Source organism: Amycolatopsis sp. NPDC051102 (genome assembly GCF_040682815.1).
Taxonomy (GTDB): domain Bacteria; phylum Actinomycetota; class Actinomycetes; order Mycobacteriales; family Pseudonocardiaceae; genus Amycolatopsis.
In genome coordinates this window covers 16617-37113 of record NZ_JBFBBT010000019.1, presented here as the reverse complement: position 1 = coordinate 37113, position 20497 = coordinate 16617, and the positions used below count along the sequence as shown (strand labels likewise).

The 20497-nt window shown below is 71.6% G+C and carries 19 protein-coding genes; 13 read left to right on the top strand and 6 right to left on the bottom strand.

The window, feature by feature from the left end; all coding sequences use genetic code 11:
• Genes AB0M93_RS36575 through AB0M93_RS36555 form a run of 5 tightly spaced genes read left to right on the top strand, consistent with a single transcriptional unit; the run spans position 1 to position 3989 of the window.
• Positions 1 to 765, top strand: a complete 765-nt coding sequence (locus AB0M93_RS36575) for an ABC transporter substrate-binding protein (RefSeq protein ID WP_364282634.1) — start codon at positions 1 to 3, stop codon at positions 763 to 765.
• Positions 766 to 772: 7 nt separating this feature from the next.
• Entirely contained in the window at positions 773 to 1555 is a 783-nt protein-coding gene (locus AB0M93_RS36570; protein ID WP_364282631.1) for an ABC transporter substrate-binding protein, read from the top strand.
• A 7-nt stretch (positions 1556 to 1562) separates the two neighbouring features.
• Positions 1563 to 2327, top strand: a complete 765-nt coding sequence (locus tag AB0M93_RS36565; protein ID WP_364282628.1) for an amino acid ABC transporter permease — start codon at positions 1563 to 1565, stop codon at positions 2325 to 2327.
• Positions 2324 to 3064 (top strand): amino acid ABC transporter ATP-binding protein, encoded by a 741-nt coding sequence (locus AB0M93_RS36560; protein ID WP_364243819.1) that lies wholly within the window; start codon positions 2324 to 2326, stop codon positions 3062 to 3064. The genes AB0M93_RS36565 and AB0M93_RS36560 overlap by 4 nt, the downstream gene beginning before the upstream one ends.
• A gap of 43 nt (positions 3065 to 3107) precedes the next feature.
• Positions 3108 to 3989, top strand: a complete 882-nt coding sequence (locus tag AB0M93_RS36555; protein WP_364282625.1) for an MOSC N-terminal beta barrel domain-containing protein — start codon at positions 3108 to 3110, stop codon at positions 3987 to 3989.
• On the opposite strand, the gene AB0M93_RS36550 is transcribed toward AB0M93_RS36555, so the two are convergent.
• Positions 3872 to 4678 (bottom strand): SAM-dependent chlorinase/fluorinase, encoded by an 807-nt coding sequence (locus tag AB0M93_RS36550; protein ID WP_364283020.1) that lies wholly within the window; start codon positions 4676 to 4678, stop codon positions 3872 to 3874. The genes AB0M93_RS36555 and AB0M93_RS36550 overlap by 118 nt on opposite strands.
• 47 nt (positions 4679 to 4725) lie before the next feature.
• Between AB0M93_RS36550 and AB0M93_RS36545 the strand changes: the two genes are divergently transcribed.
• The 3 genes from AB0M93_RS36545 to AB0M93_RS36535 all read left to right on the top strand — a co-directional run bounded on the left by AB0M93_RS36545 (position 4726) and on the right by AB0M93_RS36535 (position 6886).
• Positions 4726 to 5730, top strand: a complete 1005-nt coding sequence (locus AB0M93_RS36545) for a phosphoribosylaminoimidazolesuccinocarboxamide synthase (protein WP_364282622.1) — start codon at positions 4726 to 4728, stop codon at positions 5728 to 5730.
• Positions 5651 to 6115, top strand: a complete 465-nt coding sequence (locus AB0M93_RS36540) for an NADPH-dependent FMN reductase (RefSeq protein WP_364282619.1) — start codon at positions 5651 to 5653, stop codon at positions 6113 to 6115. Before AB0M93_RS36545 ends, AB0M93_RS36540 begins: the two co-directional genes overlap by 80 nt.
• 66 nt (positions 6116 to 6181) lie before the next feature.
• Positions 6182 to 6886 (top strand): DUF2334 domain-containing protein, encoded by a 705-nt coding sequence (locus tag AB0M93_RS36535; RefSeq protein ID WP_364282616.1) that lies wholly within the window; start codon positions 6182 to 6184, stop codon positions 6884 to 6886.
• Here the strand turns inward: AB0M93_RS36535 and AB0M93_RS36530 are convergent.
• Together AB0M93_RS36530 and AB0M93_RS36525 are read right to left on the bottom strand one after the other, a co-directional pair.
• Positions 6883 to 7518: an MBL fold metallo-hydrolase gene (locus tag AB0M93_RS36530; RefSeq protein WP_364282613.1), complete on the bottom strand. Its 636-nt coding sequence runs from the start codon at positions 7516 to 7518 to the stop codon at positions 6883 to 6885. The genes AB0M93_RS36535 and AB0M93_RS36530 overlap by 4 nt on opposite strands.
• 80 nt (positions 7519 to 7598) lie before the next feature.
• Positions 7599 to 8537 (bottom strand): DUF5937 family protein, encoded by a 939-nt coding sequence (locus AB0M93_RS36525; RefSeq protein ID WP_364282610.1) that lies wholly within the window; start codon positions 8535 to 8537, stop codon positions 7599 to 7601.
• A gap of 61 nt (positions 8538 to 8598) precedes the next feature.
• On the opposite strand from AB0M93_RS36525, the gene AB0M93_RS36520 reads away from it, so the two are divergent.
• Both AB0M93_RS36520 and AB0M93_RS36515 read left to right on the top strand, forming a co-directional pair.
• A complete protein-coding gene (locus AB0M93_RS36520; protein ID WP_364282607.1) occupies positions 8599 to 9738 on the top strand; it encodes an MFS transporter in 1140 nt (379 codons plus the stop codon).
• 33 nt (positions 9739 to 9771) lie between these two features.
• Positions 9772 to 11268 carry an aldehyde dehydrogenase family protein gene (locus AB0M93_RS36515; protein ID WP_364282604.1) on the top strand — a complete coding sequence of 499 codons (1497 nt, stop codon included), beginning with the start codon at positions 9772 to 9774 and terminating at the stop codon, positions 11266 to 11268.
• A gap of 93 nt (positions 11269 to 11361) precedes the next feature.
• On the opposite strand, the gene AB0M93_RS36510 is transcribed toward AB0M93_RS36515, so the two are convergent.
• Complete coding sequence (locus tag AB0M93_RS36510) at positions 11362 to 12936, bottom strand: GMC family oxidoreductase N-terminal domain-containing protein (RefSeq protein ID WP_364282601.1); 1575 nt, start codon at positions 12934 to 12936, stop codon at positions 11362 to 11364.
• A gap of 248 nt (positions 12937 to 13184) precedes the next feature.
• Here AB0M93_RS36510 and purS point away from each other — a divergent pair, with 248 nt between their 5' ends.
• Both purS and purQ read left to right on the top strand, forming a co-directional pair.
• Positions 13185 to 13424, top strand: coding sequence for a phosphoribosylformylglycinamidine synthase subunit PurS (gene purS / locus AB0M93_RS36505; protein WP_003056885.1), 240 nt, complete (start codon positions 13185 to 13187; stop codon positions 13422 to 13424).
• The gene (gene purQ, locus AB0M93_RS36500) at positions 13421 to 14098 is read left to right on the top strand and encodes a phosphoribosylformylglycinamidine synthase subunit PurQ (RefSeq protein ID WP_364282598.1); all 678 of its coding nucleotides are present in this window, start codon (positions 13421 to 13423) and stop codon (positions 14096 to 14098) included. The genes purS and purQ overlap by 4 nt, the downstream gene beginning before the upstream one ends.
• Positions 14099 to 14199: 101 nt before the next feature.
• On the opposite strand, the gene AB0M93_RS36495 is transcribed toward purQ, so the two are convergent.
• Entirely contained in the window at positions 14200 to 15945 is a 1746-nt protein-coding gene (locus AB0M93_RS36495; protein ID WP_364282595.1) for an ABC transporter ATP-binding protein, read from the bottom strand.
• Positions 15942 to 17576, bottom strand: a complete 1635-nt coding sequence (locus AB0M93_RS36490) for an ABC transporter ATP-binding protein (RefSeq protein WP_364282592.1) — start codon at positions 17574 to 17576, stop codon at positions 15942 to 15944. Before AB0M93_RS36490 ends, AB0M93_RS36495 begins: the two co-directional genes overlap by 4 nt.
• 502 nt (positions 17577 to 18078) lie before the next feature.
• Between AB0M93_RS36490 and purL the strand changes: the two genes are divergently transcribed.
• Positions 18079 to 20361, top strand: coding sequence for a phosphoribosylformylglycinamidine synthase subunit PurL (purL, locus tag AB0M93_RS36485; RefSeq protein ID WP_364283017.1), 2283 nt, complete (start codon positions 18079 to 18081; stop codon positions 20359 to 20361).
• Positions 20362 to 20497 lie beyond the last annotated feature (136 nt).

Below are 20497 nucleotides of genomic sequence, written 5' to 3'. Positions count from 1 at the left end.
ATGAAGAAGCTGATCGTCACCGTGCTGGCCGCCGCTCTCACGCTGACCGCGTGCGGCGGTTCGGACAGCGCTTCCCCGGCCCTGCGCGTCGGGACGCTGAGCGACGCGCCGCCGAACATCTTCCTCAAGGACGGCAACTACACCGGCTTCGACAACGAGCTGCTCAAGGCCATCGCGGCCAAGCAGAACCTGAAGCTGGAGTTCGCCGCCACCGACTTCTCGGCGCTGCTCGGGCAGGTCGCGTCCGGCCGCTACGACATCGCCAGCTCGGCGATCGCGCAGACCGACGAGCGCAAGAAGACCGTCGACTTCTCCGCGGCCTACGACTTCGAGACCATGAGCATCCAGGCCAAGCAGGGCACCCCGGTGACCGACGAAAAGGGCCTGGCGGGCAAGCGCGTCGCCGTCATCCAGGCCACCGTCGGCGACCACTGGCTGACCAGCACGGTCCCGACCGCGCAGGCCGTGCGGTTCCCCGACTACGCCGCCGCGCTGACCGCGCTCAAGACCGGCGCGGTCGACGCGTACATCCTGGACCAGAGCATCGCCGAGAAGAACGTCACCGACAACCCGGACGCCAAGCTGGTCGTCGTGAAGAGCTTCACCACCGACGTGCCGCACGGTTTCGCCGTGAAGAAGGGCAACAGCGAGCTGCTCGGCAAGATCAACGACGGGCTCAAGCAGGTGATCTCCGACGGGACCTGGCTTAAGCTGCACCAGCAGTTCCTGCCGACCGCTCCGGTGCCGGCCGGGTTCCAGGGTTAGGAGAAGCATGAAGAAGACACTGGTCACGGCGATCGCGGCGACGCTGCTCGCGGCGCTGACCGCGTGCGGCGGGGGTTCGGGCAGCGGCGGTGACAAGACCCTGCGCGTCGGCACGCTCAGCGACTCCAAGCCGAACGCCTACCAGGAGAACGGCACCTTCACCGGCTTCGACAACGAGCTGCTGAAGGCCATCGCGGCGAAGGAGAACCTGAAGCTGGAGTTCGTCGCGACCGACTTCTCGGCGCTGCTCGGCCAGGTCGCGAACGGCACGTTCGACATCGGCAGCTCGGCGATCTCCCAGACCGACGCCCGCAAGAAGACGGTCGACTTCTCGGCGCCGTACAACTACCAGGCCCTCGGCATCGAGGCGAAGGAAACGGCCGGCATCACGGACGAGAACTCCCTGTCCGGCAAGCGGATCGGTGTCGTCCAGGGCACGGTCTCGGACACCTGGCTGGGCACCAACGCCCCGGCCGCGCAGGCCGTCCGGTTCCCCAACGACGCCGCGGCCCTGGCCGCGCTGAAGACCGGCGCCGTCGACGGCGCGGTGTTCGACCAGGCCACCGCCGAGGACTACGCGAAGAACAACCCGGACGCGAAGCTCAAGGTGACCAAGGCGATCACCACGACCATCCCGCACGGGTTCGCGTTCAAGAAGGGCAACACGGACCTCATCAACAAGGTCAACGACGGCCTGAAGAAGGTCATCGCGGACGGCACCTGGGTCAAGGTGCACGACCAGTTCGAGCCCAGCGCGCCGGTGCCGGCCGAGTTCAAGCCGGGGCAGTAATCCCCTCATGGAGCAATTCTTCGACACCTTCCTGAACTGGGAGTACATCTGGCAGGTCTTCCCGGACCTGCTGAAGACCGGCCTGCTCAACACGCTGATCCTGGCGGTCACGTCCGCGCTGATCGGCACCGTGCTCGGCATGGTGCTGGCGGTGATGGGCCTGTCCACGAAGATCTGGCTGCGCTGGCCGGCGCGGGTGTACACCGACATCTTCCGCGGGCTGCCGGCGATCCTGACCATCCTGGTGATCGGCCAGGGTCTCGGCACGCTCGCGCGGGACGTCGTCGGCACCAACCCGTACCCGCTGGGCATCCTGGCGCTGAGCCTGATCGCGGCCGCCTACATCGGCGAGATCTTCCGGTCCGGCATCCAGAGCGTCGACAAAGGACAGCTGGAGGCCAGCCGCGCGCTGGGGATGAGCTACGGCAAGGCGATGCTGCTGGTGATCATCCCGCAGGGCGTGCGGCGGGTGCTGCCGGCGCTGGTGAACCAGTTCATCTCGCTGATCAAGGACTCCAGCCTGGTGTACTTCCTCGGCCTGCTGTCCGAGCAGCGCGAGCTGTTCCGGATCGGCCAGGACCTGGCGGCCAACACCGGCAACCTGTCGCCGCTGGTCGCCGCCGGGTTCGTCTACCTGGTGATCACCGTGCCGCTGACGCACCTGGTGAACTACATCGACAAGAAGCTCCGGACCGGCCGCAAGGTGCGCGCGGACGAGCCGGGCGAAGGTGATGAGCTGGACCTGGTCGCCAGCGGGAAGGTCAGCTCGTGACGACGGCGGTGCGTTCGTCCAGTGTGGAACTGCGGGACATCCACGTCAGCTTCGGCACGCTGGAGGTCCTGCGCGGGGTGGACCTGCGCGTGGAAAGCGGCCGGACGACGTGCGTGATCGGGCCGTCGGGCTCGGGCAAGTCGACGTTGCTGCGCTGTGTGAACCGCCTGCAGGAGCCGGATTCCGGCGACCTGCTGCTCGACGGCGAGTCGGTGATCCGGTCGGACCCGGACGCGCTGCGCCAGCGCGTGGGCATGGTGTTCCAGCACTTCAACCTGTTCGGCCACCGCAGCGTGCTGGACAACATCGTGCTGCCGCTGCGCAGCGTGAAGAAGCTGGGCAAGGAGGAGGCGGCCGAGATCGCCCGCGCCCGCCTGGCCGAGGTCGGCCTCGCGGACAAGGCCCCGTACCGCCCGAGCGCGTTGTCGGGCGGCCAGCAGCAGCGCGTGGCGATCGCGCGGGCGCTGGCGATGGACCCCGAGGTGATGCTGTTCGACGAGGCCACCAGCGCGCTCGACCCCGAGCTCGTCAAGGGCGTGCTGAACCTGATGGCCGGCTTGGCCGAGCGCGGCCTGACGCTGATCGTGGTGACGCACGAGATGGGCTTCGCCCGCAGCGTCGCCGACGAGGTGGCGTTCATGGACGCGGGCCGCATCGTCGAGCAGGGGCCGCCGGCCAAGATCTTCGACGAGCCGCAGAGCCCGCGCCTGCAGCGGTTCCTTTCGCAGGTCCTCTGAAACGGAGACGCTTCGACGGCCGCGACCCGGGTAACCTGCGGAGATGGCGAGAATCGCGCGGCTGACGTACTACCCGGTCAAGGGCTGCGCCGGCACCGACGTGCCGTCCGCCGAGGTGACGCCGGCCGGGCTCGCGCACGACCGGGTCTTCCAGCTCGTCACGCCGGAAGGCGGCGTGCTCACCCAGCGGCCGCACCCGGTGCTGGCGGCGGTCCGCCCGCGGGTGCTCGGTGACCGGCTCGCGCTGTCCGCCCCGGGCCGGGACGACGTCGTCTTCCCCATCCGGCTCGACGGCCCGCGCCGCCCGACGTCGACGTACGGCTGGCAGGGCGACGGCGTCCGCCAAGGCGAAGCGGCCGACGAGTGGTTCTCGGACCTGCTCGGCCGGCCCGCGGAGCTGATCCGCATCGCGCCCGGCCACGACCGCGTCACCGGCGGCCACACCCCGGGCACGGCCGCGTTCGCCGACGGGCACGCGCTGCTCATCACCTCGGAGTCCTCATTGGACACCCTGAACGAGCGGATCGCCGCCGGGCAGGGCGACCCCATCCCGATGGACCGGTTCCGCCCCAACATCGTCATCGCCGGCTGGGCGGAACCGCACCGCGAAGACGGTGCCCGCGAACTGTCCGCGGGCACCGCGAAGTTCGGCTACGCCCAGCAGTGCGTCCGCTGCACGGTCCCGATGATCGACCAGGAAACCGGCGCCAAGGCCGGCCCCGAGCCGATCCGCACCCTCGCGACCTACCGGCGCGGCCCGGACGGCGGGGTGGTCTTCGGAGTGCAGGCCGCGGTGCTGCGGCCGGGTCAGGTCGCCGTCGGTGACGCGGTGATCGTGCACTCCTGGGCCGGCCCGAGCCCGAGCACCGCGGACGCGGAGCCGCCGTTGACCGCGACGGCGAGCCGTCCGGCCGAATCGGTGTAGAGCACGCTCGCGCCCGGGGGCACGTCCGCGAACGTCCGCCCGATCACCGTCGTCACGGCCACCCGCTCGCTGTGCACCGAAACCGCACCCGACAGGCCCGAAAGCTCGAGGTCGGCCGGGGTCGCGGCGAGCTGGACGTTGCCGAAGTGGTCGACCGTCAGCACCTCCGACACGAGCTTCCCGGGGAACGCCGCCACGAACGGCTCCGGCATCGAGACCAGGTCGTCCACCGGGTCGCCGAAGTCGGCCGGTGCGACCCCGAGCGCGAGGTGGGCGGCCGCGGGCGCGAAGACGTCCCGCCCGTGGAAGGTCGCCGACGTCGCCGACAGCCGCAGCGAGGGCTCGGCCAGCTCGTAGGCCGCCTGGACCCCGCCGAGGGCCTGGGCGGCCGGCAGCAGAAGGCCGTTGTCCGGCCCGACCAGCAGGCCGTCCCGGGCGACGACGACCACGCCGAGCCGGCTGGTGCCGACGCCGGGGTCGACGACGGCCACGTGGACCGCCGCCGGCAGGAACGGCACCGTCTGGGCCAGCGCCATCGCCCCGTGCCGCACGTCCTGGGGCGGCACCTCGTGCGTCACGTCGATCACCCGCACGGCGGGTGCCAGCCGCGCGATCACGCCGTGGCAGGCCGCCACGAAGCCGTCGCGCAGGCCGTAGTCGGTCGTCACCGAGATCCAGTCGTACGCCATGCCAGCATCATCCATGGTGGCAGAGGGTGCCCGTTAGGGTTCGGTGCGTGACACCCCTCCCCACGACCCGGAGGCTCGCTTCCGGCAAGGTTCGTGACCTCTACGCCGTGGGCGACGACCACCTGCTGGTCGTCGCCTCCGACCGCATTTCGGCCTTCGAACGCGTCTTTCCCACCCAGATCCCGGACAAGGGCCGGGTGCTCACCGCGATGAGCGTGTTCTGGTTCCGCGAACTCGCCGACGTCCTCCCGAACCACCTGGTGGCCTGGGACGGGCCGCTGGTTCCCGCGCCGGTCCGCGGCTGCGCGCTGCTGGTCGAGCGGCTCGACATGCTGCCGGTGGAGGCGGTCGTCCGCGGCTACCTCACCGGAAGCGGGTACTCCGATTACCGCAGGTGGGGCAAGGTGTGCGGGCTGACGCTGCCGCCCGGGCTCGCCGAGTCGGCGCGGCTGCCCGAGCCGATCTTCACGCCGTCCACCAAGGCACGGTCGGGGGACAAGGACGAGAACATCGACTTCGGCACGTGCGTGTCGGTGCTGGGCCGGGCGCTCGCCGAGGAGGTCCGGGAGGCGTCCCTGGAGCTGTACCGCCGGGGCGCCGCGCACGCGGCCGACCAGGGCCTGCTGCTGGCCGACACGAAGTTCGAGTTCGGCATCGGGGCGAACGGCGGGCTCGTCCTCGCGGACGAGCTGCTGACGCCGGATTCGGCGCGCTACTGGCTCGCCGACGGCCACCGGCCCGGCGTTCCGCAGCCGTCGTTCGACAAGCAGCACGTCCGCGACTGGCTGGTCGACCCCGCGTCCGGCTGGGACTGCGTGTCCGCGTTGCCACCGCTGCCCCCCGAAGTGGTGACGGCCACCCGTGACCGCTACATCGAGGCGTACCAGCGCATCACCGGGCTTTCCCTGGCAGACTGGCCCCGTGATCCTGCTGATCTGCGGCAGCCTGCGAGCAGGCTCGGTCAATGCGGCGGTGCTGGGGACCGTCGCGACGCTCACGCCGACCACGACCTACACCGGCCTCGGCGAGCTGCCGCACTTCAACCCCGATGACGACCGCGACCCGCTGCACCCGGCGGTCGCGGCCCTGCGGGCGGCGATCGAGGAGGCGTCCGCGCTCCTGATCTGCACCCCGGAGTACGCGGGCGGGCTGCCCGGCTCGTTCAAGAACCTGCTGGACTGGACGGTCGGCGGCGGCGAGATCTACGGCAAGCCGGTGGCCTGGATCAACGCGTCGTCGATCGCGGCCCCGACCGGCGGCAAGGACGCGCACGACTCGCTGCGCAAGGTCCTGACGTACGCGGGCGCGAAGATCGTCGAAGAGGGTTGCGTGCGGATCCCGATCTCGCGCGCGGACGTGGCCGACGGCCAGGTCGCCGACCCGGACCTGCGCGGCCGGATCGCCGTGGCGGTCCAGCGGCTGCGCGAAGGGGTCTGACCCTTCCGGTAACGGTCGCCCGCCCGTTCTGCGCAGTTCACGGCGACGTCAGCCGCGTGCGTCCCAATGGTGGTCGTGGATGCTCGCTTGCTGGTTTCGCTGTCGGGAATCACCCCGCGCACGCTGCACCGGTGCGCCGACCTCGCGGCCGAGCTCGACCGCCGCCGGGTGCCGCTCTCGCTGCTGTACGCCGCCCGCACCGGCGAAGGCCCGGTGACGGAGTGGGTGCGCACCCGCGCCCGCGGCGGTGATTCCGTGCTCCTGCACGGCTACGACCACACGGTGACGCCCACCCACCGCACGGTGTACCTGGGCAAGAAGGCCGAGTTCGCGACGCTGCCGGCGCACGAGGCCCGGCTGCGGCTGATCGCGGCGAAGGCGTCGCTGGACACCGCGGGGCTGGCGGTCGACGGCTTCGCCCCGCCGCGCTGGATCGCGTCCCAGGGCACGCTGCAGGCGCTGGCCGAGCACGGCTTCCGGCTGTGCGCGGACCTCGGCGCGGTGCGCGACCTCGTCACGGGCGAGGTGCGCCGCGCGCGGGTCCAAGAGTTCACGAGCCAGTCGCACCGCACGGAGACGGTGCGCTGCTTCGCGCTGGTACTGGCGGCGGCGCGCGCGGCCCGCCGGGGCGGGTTGGTCCGGCTGGGGGTGGAAGCCACGGACCTCACCCGCCCCGGTCTCCGCCAGGCCCTGCTCGACGCGGTGGACGTGGCGCTGGAGAACCGCGCGTTCGGCGCAACCTACGGTTCGCTGCGCACGGTGGCGGCCTAGAACTTCGCCGGTTCGCCGCGGTCGAGCACCTTGACCTCGGTGCCTTCGGGCGCGAGGTTCCCGAACAGCCCGTAGTGCATGGCCGGGTTGGCGAGCACGGCTTCGTGGATGGGCACGGCCACCCGCGGCGCAACGGCCCGCAGGTAGTCGACGGCTTCCCCGGCCTTCAGCCACGGCGCCCCGGTGGGCAGCCCCAGCACGTCGATCTTCTGCTCGGGCACGAAGAACGAGTCGCCGGGGTGGAAGAAGGCCCCGTGGTCGAAGACGTACCCGATGTTCGGGATGACGGGGATGTCGGAGTGGATGACGGCGTGCTCCCCGCCGACGGCGTTGATCGAGGTCTCGCCGATGGTGAAGGCGGCACCCACGTCGGCGACGTCGAACTCGAGCCCGAGCTTCTCGACCTCGGGCGCGGAACCGGGATCGACGATCAGCTTGGCCCCGGGGTTGGCTTCGAGCACCTTGGGCAGCCGCTCGACGTCGAGGTGGTCGAAGTGCTGGTGCGTGACCAGCACGGCGGACAGCTCCCGCTCCCCCTCGAAGCCGGTGGAGAACACGCCGGGATCGATCAGGATCCGCTCGGAGCCGGTCTCCAGCAACAGGCAGGCGTGTCCGAAATGGACGATACGCATCGATGGCTCTCCTTCACAGGTAACCATTTCAGCCTAGTCCTGATCGCCGCCACCTGGCCAACACGCGCGGCCGCCGACGTTCACAGGCTCCCGGCGAGCAGCGCGTCGCCCAGGTCGGTCCGCCGGTACAGCACCCGGTGCCCCCGCCGCTCCGACGTCAGCAACCCCGCCGCGCGCAACGCCGTCAGGTGCGCCGAAACCGTTGCCGGGGCCAGCCGGTACCGGCGGGCCAGCTCGGTTGTCGCCGACGGGGTGCCCAGCGTCGTCAGCAGCAGCGCCCGCGTCCGGCCGAGGACCTCCACCAAGGGGTCCGGGGGCGTCGTCGCCGACGTCCACAGCGATGCCACGCCGCGGGCCGGGTACAGGACCGAAATCTGCCACGGCGGCACCGTCACGACTCCGACGTTCGGCCACGCGAACACCGCCGGGATCAGCAGCAACCCGCGTGAATCGATCTCCAGCCGCTCGCGGGCGCGGACGTCGACCAGCACCGACGTCCCGGTGAGGCGGATCCGCGGGTGCAGGCCGGCCAGCATCGACGCGAGGCCGCCCGAACCCAGCCGGCTCGTCCGGTGCGCGATGTCCGCCGCCAGGAGTTCGCGCAGGCGCGGCCACTCCGGGGCGAGCAGCGCGAGCCACACCGTCTCCAGCTGGTCGGCCAGCAGGTCGCGGGCGGCCGCCGGGTCGTCCGGGAGCGCCGACAGATCCGCGTCGACCATGCCGAGCTCCAGCGCCACCTGCGCCGGCGGGGTCGCCCGGACCACTCGCAGCTGCGCTTCGGCCGTCGTCTCCGGGCCGTCGGGCGGCGGGCTCAGGAACTCCGTGATGTAGTGCCGCGCGCTCAGGACCGCGGCCAGCTCCGGGACGTCGAGCGCGGGCGCGTCGGACACCCACGGCAGGTGCGCCGGGTGCCCGCGGACGCCCAGCAGCGTCTGGACGGCGCCCAGCACCTCCTCCAGCGGCGAAATCGCGAACCGGACGCGCTGGCTCCCGGCCGCCGTCAGCACGAGTTCGATCACCGGTGATTCGCTCTCACCCGAATCAGTGTGCCGCAGGACGCCGGCCGGAGAGCGTGGTGCCATGTCGTTGTTCACCCACCGCGCCTACTGGCGCTGGTCGGCCGGGGTGCAGTTCGCGCGGCTCCCGGCGACCATGGCGCCGCTCGCGTTCACCCTGCTCACCACGGCCACGACCGGGTCGTACCGGCTGGGCGGTGTGCTGATGTCGGCCTACGTCGCCGCCGAGATGGCGTGCGCGGTGCCGGTCGGCCGGCTGCTCGACCGCGTCGGCCCGGTCCGCGGTCTGACCGCGCTGTTGCTGCTGACCGCGGCCGGGTTCGCCGCCCTCGCCATGGCCGCCGGCGCATCCGCCCCGGTGCTCGTCGCGCTCGTCCTGCTGCCCGGGATCTCGGCCGGAGCGTTGTCCGGCGGGTTCCGGACGCTTTTGGCCGACACCGTCGACGACGCCCTGCTGCCGCGCGCCATCTCCGTCGACGCGATGCTCCTCGAGGGCGTGCTCATCGGCGGCCCGGCGCTGGTCGCGCTGCTCGACCTGGCCGGCACGGTCGTCCCGCTGGTCGCCATGGCCGCGGCTTGCGTAGTGGCCGCCATGCTCGTCCCGCGCCGCGCGGCGGCGCACGATCGGGTGGACTCCGCCGGCGACGTCCCGCCCGCACGGCTCGGCACGTACCTGCCGTGGCTGTGCTGCGCGTTCACCGTCGGGCTGCTGCTGTCGACGATCGAGGTCGCGCCGCTGCCGCTGGTGCAGCGCCTCGGCGCGCCGGAGGCGGCCGCACCGGTGGTGATCGCCGTGCTGAGCGGAGCGAGCATCGCGGGCAGCGCGCTCTACGCGTGGCGCGGCAAGACCGGCGACCCCCGGCTGTTCCTCGGCGGGTTCGTCGTCGGCGGGCTCGCGCTCGCCGCGGATTTCGGCTGGCCGGGACTGGTCGCGTCGGTCGCGGTCATCGGCGGCTGCACCGGCCCGCTGGTCGCCGCCACCTCGGTCAACCTGCAGCGTCTGCTGCCGAAGAACCGCAGGTCAGCGGGGTTCTCGCTGAGCTTCACCGTGCAGGCGGCCGGCTTCGGGCTCGGCTCGCTGGCGGTCGGCGTGCTGCCGTTGTGGCTCGCTCCGTTGTTCGGTGTCTTTGCCGCGGCGATCGCCGGTGCAATGCTGGTGCGGAAGCCCGCACGAGCTATTGGCACGGTGTCAGTAACGTCGTAACCTGGGCTGACCCTCGAACCACGGGAGACGCCGATGACTGCCGTCCAGCCGAAGCCGACGTCGGTCGGCGAGACCTTCGACTCGCTCAGCCCGGCGACCGACGAGGTGGTCGGAACGTACCCGATCCACTCCGCGGAAGACGTCAAGGCGGCCGTCGAACGGGCGCGCGTCGCGGCGGAGTGGTGGGCGGGCCTCGGGTTCGCCGGACGCGCCGAGCGGCTCAAGGGCTGGAAGGGCGTGCTGACGCGGCGGCTGCCGCAGTTGTGCCAGGTCGTCCGCGACGAGACCGGCAAGCCGATCGCCGACGCGCAGCTCGAGAGCGTGCTGGCCATCGAACACATCGCGTGGGCGGGCAAGCACGCGAAGAAGATCCTCGGCAAGCAGAAGCGCTCGGCCGGCCTGCTGATGTCGAACCAGGCGGCGACGGTGGAGTACCAGCCGCTGGGCGTGGTCGGCGTGATCGGCCCGTGGAACTACCCGGTGTTCACCCCGCTGGGCTCGATCGCGTACGCGATCGCGGCGGGCAACGCGGTCGTGTTCAAGCCCAGCGAGTACACGCCGGGCGTCGGGAAGTGGCTGGTCGACGCGTTCGCCGAGATCGTGCCGGAGCAGCCGGTGCTGCAGCTGGTCACCGGCTTCGGCGAGACGGGCGCGGCGCTGGTGACGTCGGGCGTGGACAAGATCGCGTTCACCGGTTCGACGGCCACGGGCAAGCGCATCATGGCGGCGGCGGCCGAGACCCTGACCCCGGTGGTGATCGAGGCGGGCGGCAAGGACCCGGTCCTGGTCGACGCGGACGCCGACCTCGACGCGGCGGCCGACGCGACGGTGTGGGGCGCGTTCTCGAACTCGGGCCAGACCTGCATCGGCGTCGAGCGGGTGTACGTCCACGAGAAGGTCCACGACGAGTTCGTGGCGAAGGTGGTCGAGAAGTCCAAGGACGTCCGCGCGGGCTCGGACGAGGCGGCCCAGTACGGCCCGGTGACGATGCCGTCCCAGCTGGGCGTGATCAAGCGCCACATCCACGACGCGCTGGCCCGCGGCGGCAAGGCGGTCCTGGGCGGCGAGGACGCGGTCGGCGACCGGTACGCGCAGCCGACGGTGCTGGTGGACGTCCCGGAGGACTCGGAAGCGGTCACCGAGGAGACGTTCGGCCCGACGGTGACGATCGCCAAGGTCCGCGACATGGACGAAGCGGTCGAGCGCGCGAACAACACGAAGTACGGCCTGGGCTCGACGGTGTTCTCGAAGTCCCGCGGCGTGGAGCTGGCGGAGAAGCTGCGCACGGGCATGACGGCGATCAACGCACCGCTGTCGTTCGCGGGCATCGCCTCCCTGCCGTTCGGCGGCGTCGGCGACTCGGGCTTCGGCCGCATCCACGGCCCGGAGGGCCTGCGCGAGTTCGCCCGCACGAAGGCGATCGCCCGCCAGCGTTTCACGGCCCCGCTGACGTTGACGTCGTTCACCCGCAAGGAATCGACGGACGCCCTGGTGGCCAAGCTGGTGACCATCCTCCACGGCAAGCGTTGAGCCGTCCGGGGCTGTGGACAACTCCCGTCCGCAGCCCCGGAACTGTCGGTCCCCGCCGCTAGACTGGATACCGGGGGGCCGAGGCCCGCGCCGCTACACCGACCGCCCCCGGATCAAGTCGGCCGCCTTCTCCGCAACCATGATCGTCGGCGCGTTCGTGTTCCCCCGCGGCACCACCGGCATCACGGACGCATCGACCACCCGCAACCCCTCCACGCCCCGCACCCGCAGCTCCGGATCCACCACCGAACCGATCGCACAAGTCCCCACCGGGTGGTAGAGCGTCTGCGTGTTCTCCCGGATGTGCTCCGCCAGCTCGGCATCACTCAAGTCGTGCCGCGAAGGCAGGAACGGCTTGTCCAGGAACCGCCGCAACGGCCCTGACTTCCCGATCTCGATCAACGCCCGCAACCCGGCGATCATCGTCTCCATGTCGCGGGGCTCCGAGTAGTAAGCCGGGTCGATTTCCGGCTTCCACAACGGATTCGCCGACTTCAGCCGCAGCCGTCCACGGCTCGCCACGTCCACCAGCGTCGCCGCCGACGTGAAGCCCGGGACGGTCGGTTCGCGCAACCCGTTGTCGTAGAACAACGTCGGTGCCACGTGGATCTGCATGTCCGGCGCCGGCAGGCCGTCCGTGGTCGGGTAGAACGCGCCCGCTTCACCGATGTTCGACGCCAACGGGCCGCGTTTCGTCAGCTGGTACCGGATCAAGCCCCGCGGAGTGGCCGCGTCGACCAGGTCGGTCGTGCCCCGCGTGGACCAGATGATCCCGCACGCCGGGTGGTCGTGCAGGTTCTCGCCGACGCCGGGCAGTGCGGCGACGACGTCGATGCCGTGCTCCCGCAGGTGTTCGGCCGGTCCGACGCCGGAAACCATCAGCAGCTGTGGCGAGTTGACCGCCCCGCCGCTCAGGATCACCTCCGCCGAAGCGCGCGCCGTGCGCTCCACGCCGTTGTCCAAATAGGACACCCCGACTGCGCGGGTGCCCTCGAAGACGACGCGGGTCGCGGGCGCGAGGGTCTTGACCGTGAGGTTCGGCCGCTCGAGGGCCGGCCGCAGGTAGGCGTCCGCCGTGGACCACCGGCGGCCCTTCTTGCAGGTCACCTGGTAGACGCCGGCGCCTTCCTGGCTCTCGCCGTTGAAGTCGTCGGTGCGCTTGAGGCCCCACGCGACGGCGGAGTCGACCCAGGCGTGCGACAGCTCGTGGGTGAACCGGCGGTCCTCGACGTGCAGCGGGCCGTCGGTGCCGTGCAGCGGCCCGCCGAGCCGCTGGTTGCCTTCGGCGCGCTTGAAGTACGGCAGGACGTCGTCCCAGCCCCAGCCTTCGGCGCCGTGGGAATCGCGCCAGCCGTCGTAGTCGGCGCGGTTGCCGCGGATGTAGATCATCGCGTTGATCGACGAGCAGCCGCCGAGCATCTTCCCGCGCGGCCAGTACGACGTCTTGCCCGTGTGCTTCTGCTCGACGGTCTCGTAGTTCCAGTCCCACTTGGTCTTGAACAGCGACGCGAACGCGGCGGGGATGTGGATCTCGTCCGCGGTGTCCTCCGCGCCCGCTTCGAGCAGCAAGACCTGGGCCGCGGGGTCTTCGGTCAACCGGTTCGCCAGCACGCAGCCCGCGCTGCCGGCGCCGACGATGACGTAGTCGTAGGACTCCTGGACGGCCACGGTGCCTCCTGTTGGCGAGAAGTCAACGACCCATCATGGCGCAGCCCCGCGCCTGGAGCCAGTGAGGCTTATTCAGCCGTCGGCCGCCGCATGGCTTTTGCGGTGACCAGCGGCCCGCGTGCGGGGCGCGGCGGCCTAGCCAGAATAAGCCTCAGTCTAGGTTTCCCGGTGGGGCCCGCCAGGGGGACGAGAGGGTGAACTATGCTCGCGGGGTATCCACGACCTGCGTGAATAAGGAGCAGCCTGCCGTGGCCCGAGTCGTCGTCGACGTCATGCCGAAGCCCGAAATCCTCGACCCGCAGGGACAGGCCGCGCTCGGCGCCGCCGGCCGCCTGGGGTTCACCGGGATCACCGAGATCCGCCAGGGCAAGCACTTCGAGATCGAGGTCGACGACACGGTCGACGACGCGACGCTGGAGAAGATCGCCGAAGGCTTCCTCGCGAACCCGGTCATCGAGCAGTGGACCATCAAGCGGGTGGACGCGTGAGCGCGCGCATCGGCGTCATCACCTTCCCGGGCACGCTGGACGACGGCGACGCGGCGCGCGCGGTCCGCTACGCCGGCGGCGAGGTGGTGCCGCTGTGGCACGCCGACGAAGACCTGCACGAGGTCGACGCCGTGATCGTCCCCGGCGGGTTCTCCTACGGCGACTACCTGCGCGCGGGCGTGATCGCCCGGTTCGCGCCGGTCATGACGCCGGTGATCGAGGCGGCACGCGCGGGCATGCCGGTGCTCGGCATCTGCAACGGGTTCCAGATCCTGTGCGAGGCCGGCCTGCTACCGGGCGCGATGATCCGCAACCAGGGCCTGCACTTCATCTGCCGCGACCAGTGGCTGCGGGTGGAGAACACCGACACGGCGTGGACCACCCGGTACGAGGCCGGCGCCGAGATCCTCATCCCGATGAAGAACATCGACGGCTGCTACATGGCCGAGCAGTCCACTTTGGACGAGCTGGAGGGCGAGGGCCGCGTGGTGTTCCGGTACGTCGGCGGCAACCCGAACGGGTCGCGCAACGACATCGCCGGGATCCGCAGCGAGAACGGCCGGGTCGTGGGCCTGATGCCGCACCCGGAGCACGCGATCGACGCGCTGACCGGGCCGTCGGACGACGGGCTGGGCATGTTCTTCAGCGCGGTGGACGCGCTCGTCAAGGCCTGAGGGCGGCCCTCGGCCCCCGGTAACCATTCTACCGGCGGGCACCGACAGTTCCGGGGCTGCGGACGCGGGTTGTCCACAGCCCCGGGCCCTGTCCCCGGGCCTCAGCTGGCCGCCGCCACCAGCCGTGCGTACGAACCGCCCGCGGAGAGCAGCTCGTCGTGCGCGCCCAGCTCCGTGATGCGGCCGCCTTCGACCACCGCGACCCGGTCGGCCGCCGCGGCCGTGTGCAGGCGGTGGGCGATCGCGATGACCGTCCGGCCCGACAGCACGTTGTTCAGCGACCGCTCGAGGTCCCGCGCCGAGCCCGTGTCCAGCAGCGACGTCGCCTCGTCGAGGACCAGGGTGTGCGGGTCCGCCAGCACCACCCTGGCCAGCGCCAGCTGCTGCGCGATCGCCGCCGGCACCGGGTGCTCGCCCGAGCCCAGCTTCGTGTCGAGCCCGGACGGCAGGGACGCCACCCAGTCCGACGCACCCACCGAGTCCAGCGCCGCCAGCAGCTCGTCGTCCGTCCAGTCACCGCCTTCGCGGCGGGCGGGCAGCGCCAGGTTCTGCCGCAGCGTCCCCGAGAACACGTGGTGCTCCTGGGTCAGCAGCAGGACCTCGCCGCGCAGCACGTCGTCGGCCAGCGCCGAGACGTCCTGGCCGCCGATCCGCACCGAGCCCGACGACGGCGCCGCGATGCCGGCCAGCAGCCGGCCGAGCGTCGACTTGCCGGCACCCGACGGCCCGACGATCGCGAGCCGCTCGCCGCGTGGCACCCGCAGGTCGATGCCGTGCAGCACCTCGCGGTCCGCGGTGTAGGCGAACCGGACGTCGTGCACGTCGATGTCGCGGCCGCGCGGCACGTCGGTCACCTTCGGCGTCTCCTCGGCCGTGACCGTGTGGACGCCGAGGATCCGGCGCGCCGCGGCCGCCGCGACCTGCAGGTCCTCCAGCCAGAACAGCGCCTCGTTGAGCGGCGCCGCCATCGCCTGGACGTACAGCAGCATCGTGGTGATCTCGCCGAGCCCGGCCCAGCCGCGCGTGTACGCGAGCAGCCCGAGCGGCAGCATGACCGCCAGCGGCAGCACGTAGCTGATCTCCAGCGACGGCAGCCACCGCAGCTGCAGCACCCGCATCCGGCGCTCCCCGAAGATGCTCTGGTCCAGCGCGTCGTACGCGGCGCCGATCCGCCGCTCGGCCAGCCCGAGCGCCTCGACCGTGCGCGCGCCCTCCGCCGTCTCGTGGACGCTGGTCGTCAGGTCCGCCCAGCGGTCGAGCATCCACTGCATGACCGCCGGGATCCGCCGCTGGTACCAGACGTTGACCGGCACCAGCAGCGGCAGCGCCACCAGCAGGCCCAGCGCGAGCAGCGGCGACGTCAGCACCATCGCGACGACCGTGAACACCACGGTCACCGCCGCGACCAGGATCTCCGGCCCCGCGAACCGCGCCGCGTGGTCGATCCGGCCGAGGTCGGTGGTCGCCCGGCTGAGCAGGTCACCCGTCCCGGCCGCCTCGACCGTGCCGAGCGGCAGCTGCAGCGCCGTCCCGACGAACTCCTCGCGCGTCTCGGCCAGCACCAGCTCGCCGAACACCGCACCGCGCATCCGCGCGATCTTCCGCGCCAGCGCCTGCAGCACGAGGATCCCGACGAACGCCGCCGCCAGCACGTCGACGCCCCCGGTCGTGGTGCCGGCCGCGACGTCGTCGACGAGCGCGCCGAGCAGCTGCGGCCCGGCCAGCCCGATCAGGGTGGCCACGGCCAGCGAGCCCAGCAGCAGGCCGAACTCGCGTTTGTGGATCGCCGCCGTCTTCAGCGCCCAGCGGCGGACGTCCCGCCGGGACGCCGTGGGAAGCCGTTTCATACTGTCACTACCTTCGCCGTGAAGACTTCGTCGGCCACGTGTGTCCACAAGGGACTCTGGCTGAACACCACCGTCGTCCGGCCGCGGCGCAGCGCCGCAACGCGTTCGGTGATGCGGGCCTCCGTGTGCGCGTCGACCGCCGACGTCGGTTCGTCGAGCACCAGCACGTCGGCGTCGGTCGCCAGCGCGCGGGCCAGGTTCAGCCGTTGCCGCTGGCCGCCGGACACCTCGCGCCCGCGTTCGCCGATCACCTCGTCGACGCCGTTGGGCAGGGCGTCGACGATGTCGTCGGCGTCGGCCGCGTACAGCGCTTCGGTGATGCTCACGTCGCCAGGGCGCGCCGGGGCCAGCTGCTCGCGCAGCACGCCCGAGAACCAGATGTCCTGGTTGTGCGCGTAGACGACCCGCCGCCGCAGCTCCGCGAGCGCGACGTGGTCCGCCCGCACCCCGCCGACCAGCACTTCTTCGCCCTCGGCCGGGTCGGCGAACCGGGCCAGCCGGTCGGCCACCGCTTCGCCGTCGGCGCCGAAGTCGACCACCGTCAGCCGACCCGGCGCGACCCGGACACCGGACGCGGTGTCCACCAGCTCCAGCGCCCCCTCGGGCAGCGGTACCGGCGTCTCTGGGTCCGCCAGCTTGGGGCGGATGGCCAGCAGCGCGACGACCTTCCGCGACGCGACCAGCCCGGACGTGATCGAGCCGACCGCCTCGGTCGCCGCGGTGACCGGCCAGATCAGGAACGCCGAAACGCCGTAGAAGGACACCAGCTGCCCGACGCCGATCTCGCCCGCCACGGCCAGCCGCGCGCCCAGCCAGGTGATCACCACGGTGACCAGGCCGGGCAGCGCGATTTCGGCCGCGGCCAGCCACGCCTCGGCCTGGCCGACCTCGATGCCGGACCGCCGCACCCGCTGGCTCGTCTCGCGAAAGCGCGCGAAGAACCGCCGCTCACCGCCGATGCCGCGCAGGATCCGCAGTCCCGACACGATGTCCGCGCCGAGCGCGTTGACGTCTCCGCGCTTCTCGCGCTGCTTCGCCTTGCGCTTCTGCAGCGGCGCGAGCAGCGGCCCGATGCCCAGCACCGCGAGCGGCACGCCGATCAGCGCGACCACGCCGAGCAGCGGCGACGTCGAAATCAGCCACACCGCGACCACGACGAACGCCAGCAGCGAGCCGAACGCCCGCCCGGTCATTTCGATGGTGTTCCCGATGTGGTTGACGTCGGTGGTGCTGATCGCGACGAGGTTGCCGGTGGTGGTGTGTTCGCGAAGCGCGGCGCCGACGCGCGTGGTGTGCGCCGACACCGTCCGCTGCGTCGAGCCGGCGCCGTGCAGCCACAGGCCGTAGTTGAGGAAGTGCAGCCAGGTCCCGGACAGCGCCTGCACAACGCCGAGCGCGGCCGCGGCCAGCGCCCAGCGCCAGACGGCGGCACCGTCGTGCGCACCGACCGCACCGATGCCCTGGCCGATCACCAGCGGCACGAGCGCACCCGGAAGTGCCCAGACGACACCGATCGCGGCCGCACCGAGCACCGAGCCGAGCCGGGCCCGGAACACGGCGAGCAGGAACCGGCTCGCGGTCGGCCGCGCGGGCAGCCGCAGCGGCGGGAAGGGATATGTGGCGGAAAGCACGATTCCCGACGGTAAGCCGACGCCCGGGAGAAGGCGACCGATTTTCCGGGACCACGCCCACCGGGGCGACCTTTCGCGCCCACACGTGCACCCGCTCGGGGACTCCCCGTGCACCCGCCGCCGGCGCTGTCCGCCGGGCCTCACCGCCCCGCCCGCCTTGGGGGACCCCCGAATTCAACGCTACTCGCGGGCACCGACAATTCCGGCCCCGCGCACGCGCGTTGTCCCCAGAGTGCGCCAATGCGCCCGAGTTGTCCCCAGCGGCGCCGCCCAGCCGCCCGGGGGACCCCCGGTTTCAACGTTACTCGCGAGCACCGACAATTCCGGCCCGCACAGCGCCCCCACACGCGAGTTGTCCACAGGAGGCGCCCCGCCCCCGACCTTCCTCGATGTCGCCTCGCTCACACCGCACCCGGCCCGTCCGATTTCGGCGGCCCACCGTCCGGGGCACCACCGGGCGGCACGTATCCTGACGGCCGTGGCGAACCCTGACACGGACACCGTGACCAGCACCGTTGACACCACCGAGCGCGCCGGGGCGACCCCGGACCACACCCAGCCCTACCGCGAGCTCGGGCTCGCCGACGACGAGTACGCGCGCATCCGCGAGATCCTCGGCCGCCGGCCCACCGACGCGGAGCTGGCGATGTACTCGGTGATGTGGAGCGAGCACTGCTCCTACAAGTCGTCGAAGAAGCACCTGCGCTACTTCGGGGAGACCGCCACCGACGAGATGAAGGCCAAGATGCTGGCCGGCATCGGCGAGAACGCGGGCGTCGTCGACATCGGCGAGGGCTGGGCGGTCACCTTCAAGGTGGAGAGCCACAACCACCCGTCCTATGTGGAGCCTTATCAGGGCGCGGCGACCGGCGTCGGCGGCATCGTCCGCGACATCATGGCGATGGGCGCGCGGCCGCTGGCGGTCGCCGACGCGTTGCGCTTCGGCCCGGCCGACGCCCCCGACACCAAGCGCGTGCTGCCCGGCGTGGTCGCCGGCGTCGGCGGCTACGGCAACTGCCTCGGCCTGCCGAACATCGGCGGCGAGCTGGTGTTCGACCCGTCCTACTCCGGAAACCCGCTGGTCAACGCCCTGTGCGTCGGCGCGATGCGCGTCGAGGACCTGCACCTGGCGTTCGCGTCCGGCACCGGCAACAAGATCATCCTGTTCGGCGCCCGCACCGGCCTCGACGGCATCGGCGGCGTTTCCGTCCTGGCGAGTGACACCTTTTCGGGTGACGAGTCGGCGTCGGGCCGCAAGAAGCTGCCGAGCGTCCAGGTGGGCGACCCGTTCACCGAGAAGGTGCTCATCGAGTGCTGCCTCGAGCTGTTCGCGCAGAAGCTCGTCGTCGGCATCCAGGACCTCGGCGGCGCCGGCCTGTCCTGCGCGACGTCGGAGCTGGCCGCGGCCGGCGACGGCGGCATGCACATCTATCTCGACCGGGTTCCGTTGCGCGCCACGGGAATGACGCCCGCGGAGGTGCTCTCCAGCGAGTCGCAGGAGCGCATGTGCGCGGTCGTGTCGCCGGAGAACGTCGAGGCGTTCATGGCGGTGTGCCGCAAGTGGGACGTCATCGCGACCGACATCGGCGAAGTCACCGACGGCGAGCACCTGGTCATCACCTGGCACGACGAGGTCGTCGTCGACGTCCCGGCGCACACGGTCGCTCACCAGGGCCCGGTGTACGACCGGCCGATCGAGCGTCCGTCCACTCAGGACGCATTGGTTGCGGACACGTCGGCGTCGCTGCCGCGTCCGTCCACTCCGGACGAACTGCGCGCGGACGTGCTGAAGCTGATCTCGTCGCCGAACCAGGCGTCGAAGGAATGGGTGACGTCCCAGTACGACCGGTACGTGCGGGGCAACAGCGTCCTGGCGCAGCCGTCGGACTCCGGCATGATCCGCATCGACGAGTCGACCGGCCGCGGCGTCTCGGTGTCGACGGACTGCAACAGCAAGTTCGTGTACCTGGACCCGTACCGCGGCGCGCAGCTGGCGCTGGCGGAGGCGTACCGCAACGTGGCGACGGGCGGCGCGACACCGGTGGCGGTGTCGGACTGCCTGAACTTCGGCGCCCCGACCGACCCGGGCGTGATGTGGCAGTTCGAGCAGGCGGTCCACGGCATCGCGGACGGCTGCGTCGAGCTGGGCATCCCGGTGACGGGCGGCAACGTGAGCTTCTTCAACCAGACGGGTTCGACGGCGATCCTCCCGACCCCGGTGATCGGCGTCCTCGGCGTGATCGACGACGTGACCCGCCGCATCCCGACGGGCATCGGCGCGGAGGCGGGCGAAACCCTGCTGCTGCTGGGCGAAACGCACGACGAACTGGACGGCTCGGCCTGGGCCCGCGAGCTCCACGGCCACCTCGGCGGCGTGCCGCCTCGCGTCGACCTGGCTCGCGAGAAGCTGCTGGGCGAAATCCTGGTGGCGGGTTCCCGCGACGGAATGATCTCGGCGGCCCACGACCTTTCCGACGGCGGCCTGATCCAGACCCTGGTCGAGACGGTCCTCATCGGACAGTGCGGCGCCCGGGTCTTCCTGGACGCGGACCAGGACCCGTTCGTCCAGCTGTTCTCGGAGTCGTCGGCCCGCGTACTGGTGGCGGTCCCGCGCACGGAGGAGCTGCGCTTCACGGAGATGTGCACGGCCCGCGGGCTGCCGTGGCGCAAGACGGGCGTGGTGGACCCGGAGTCGGGCACGCTGGAGCTCCAGGGCATCACGGAGTTCACGCTCGACGAGCTGCGCGAGGCATGGGAAGGCACGCTCCCGGCCCTGTTCGACTGACGTTGCCGACCTGTCCACAGCCCGGTGCGGTTGTGGACAGGTCGAGGACGCCCGGGCATTTCCGGGGGTTTCGTCGGCACCCACCGATAGACTGGACTTGGGGACGCCCCCCTAGGGAGGGCGGGGGCCGCTTGAG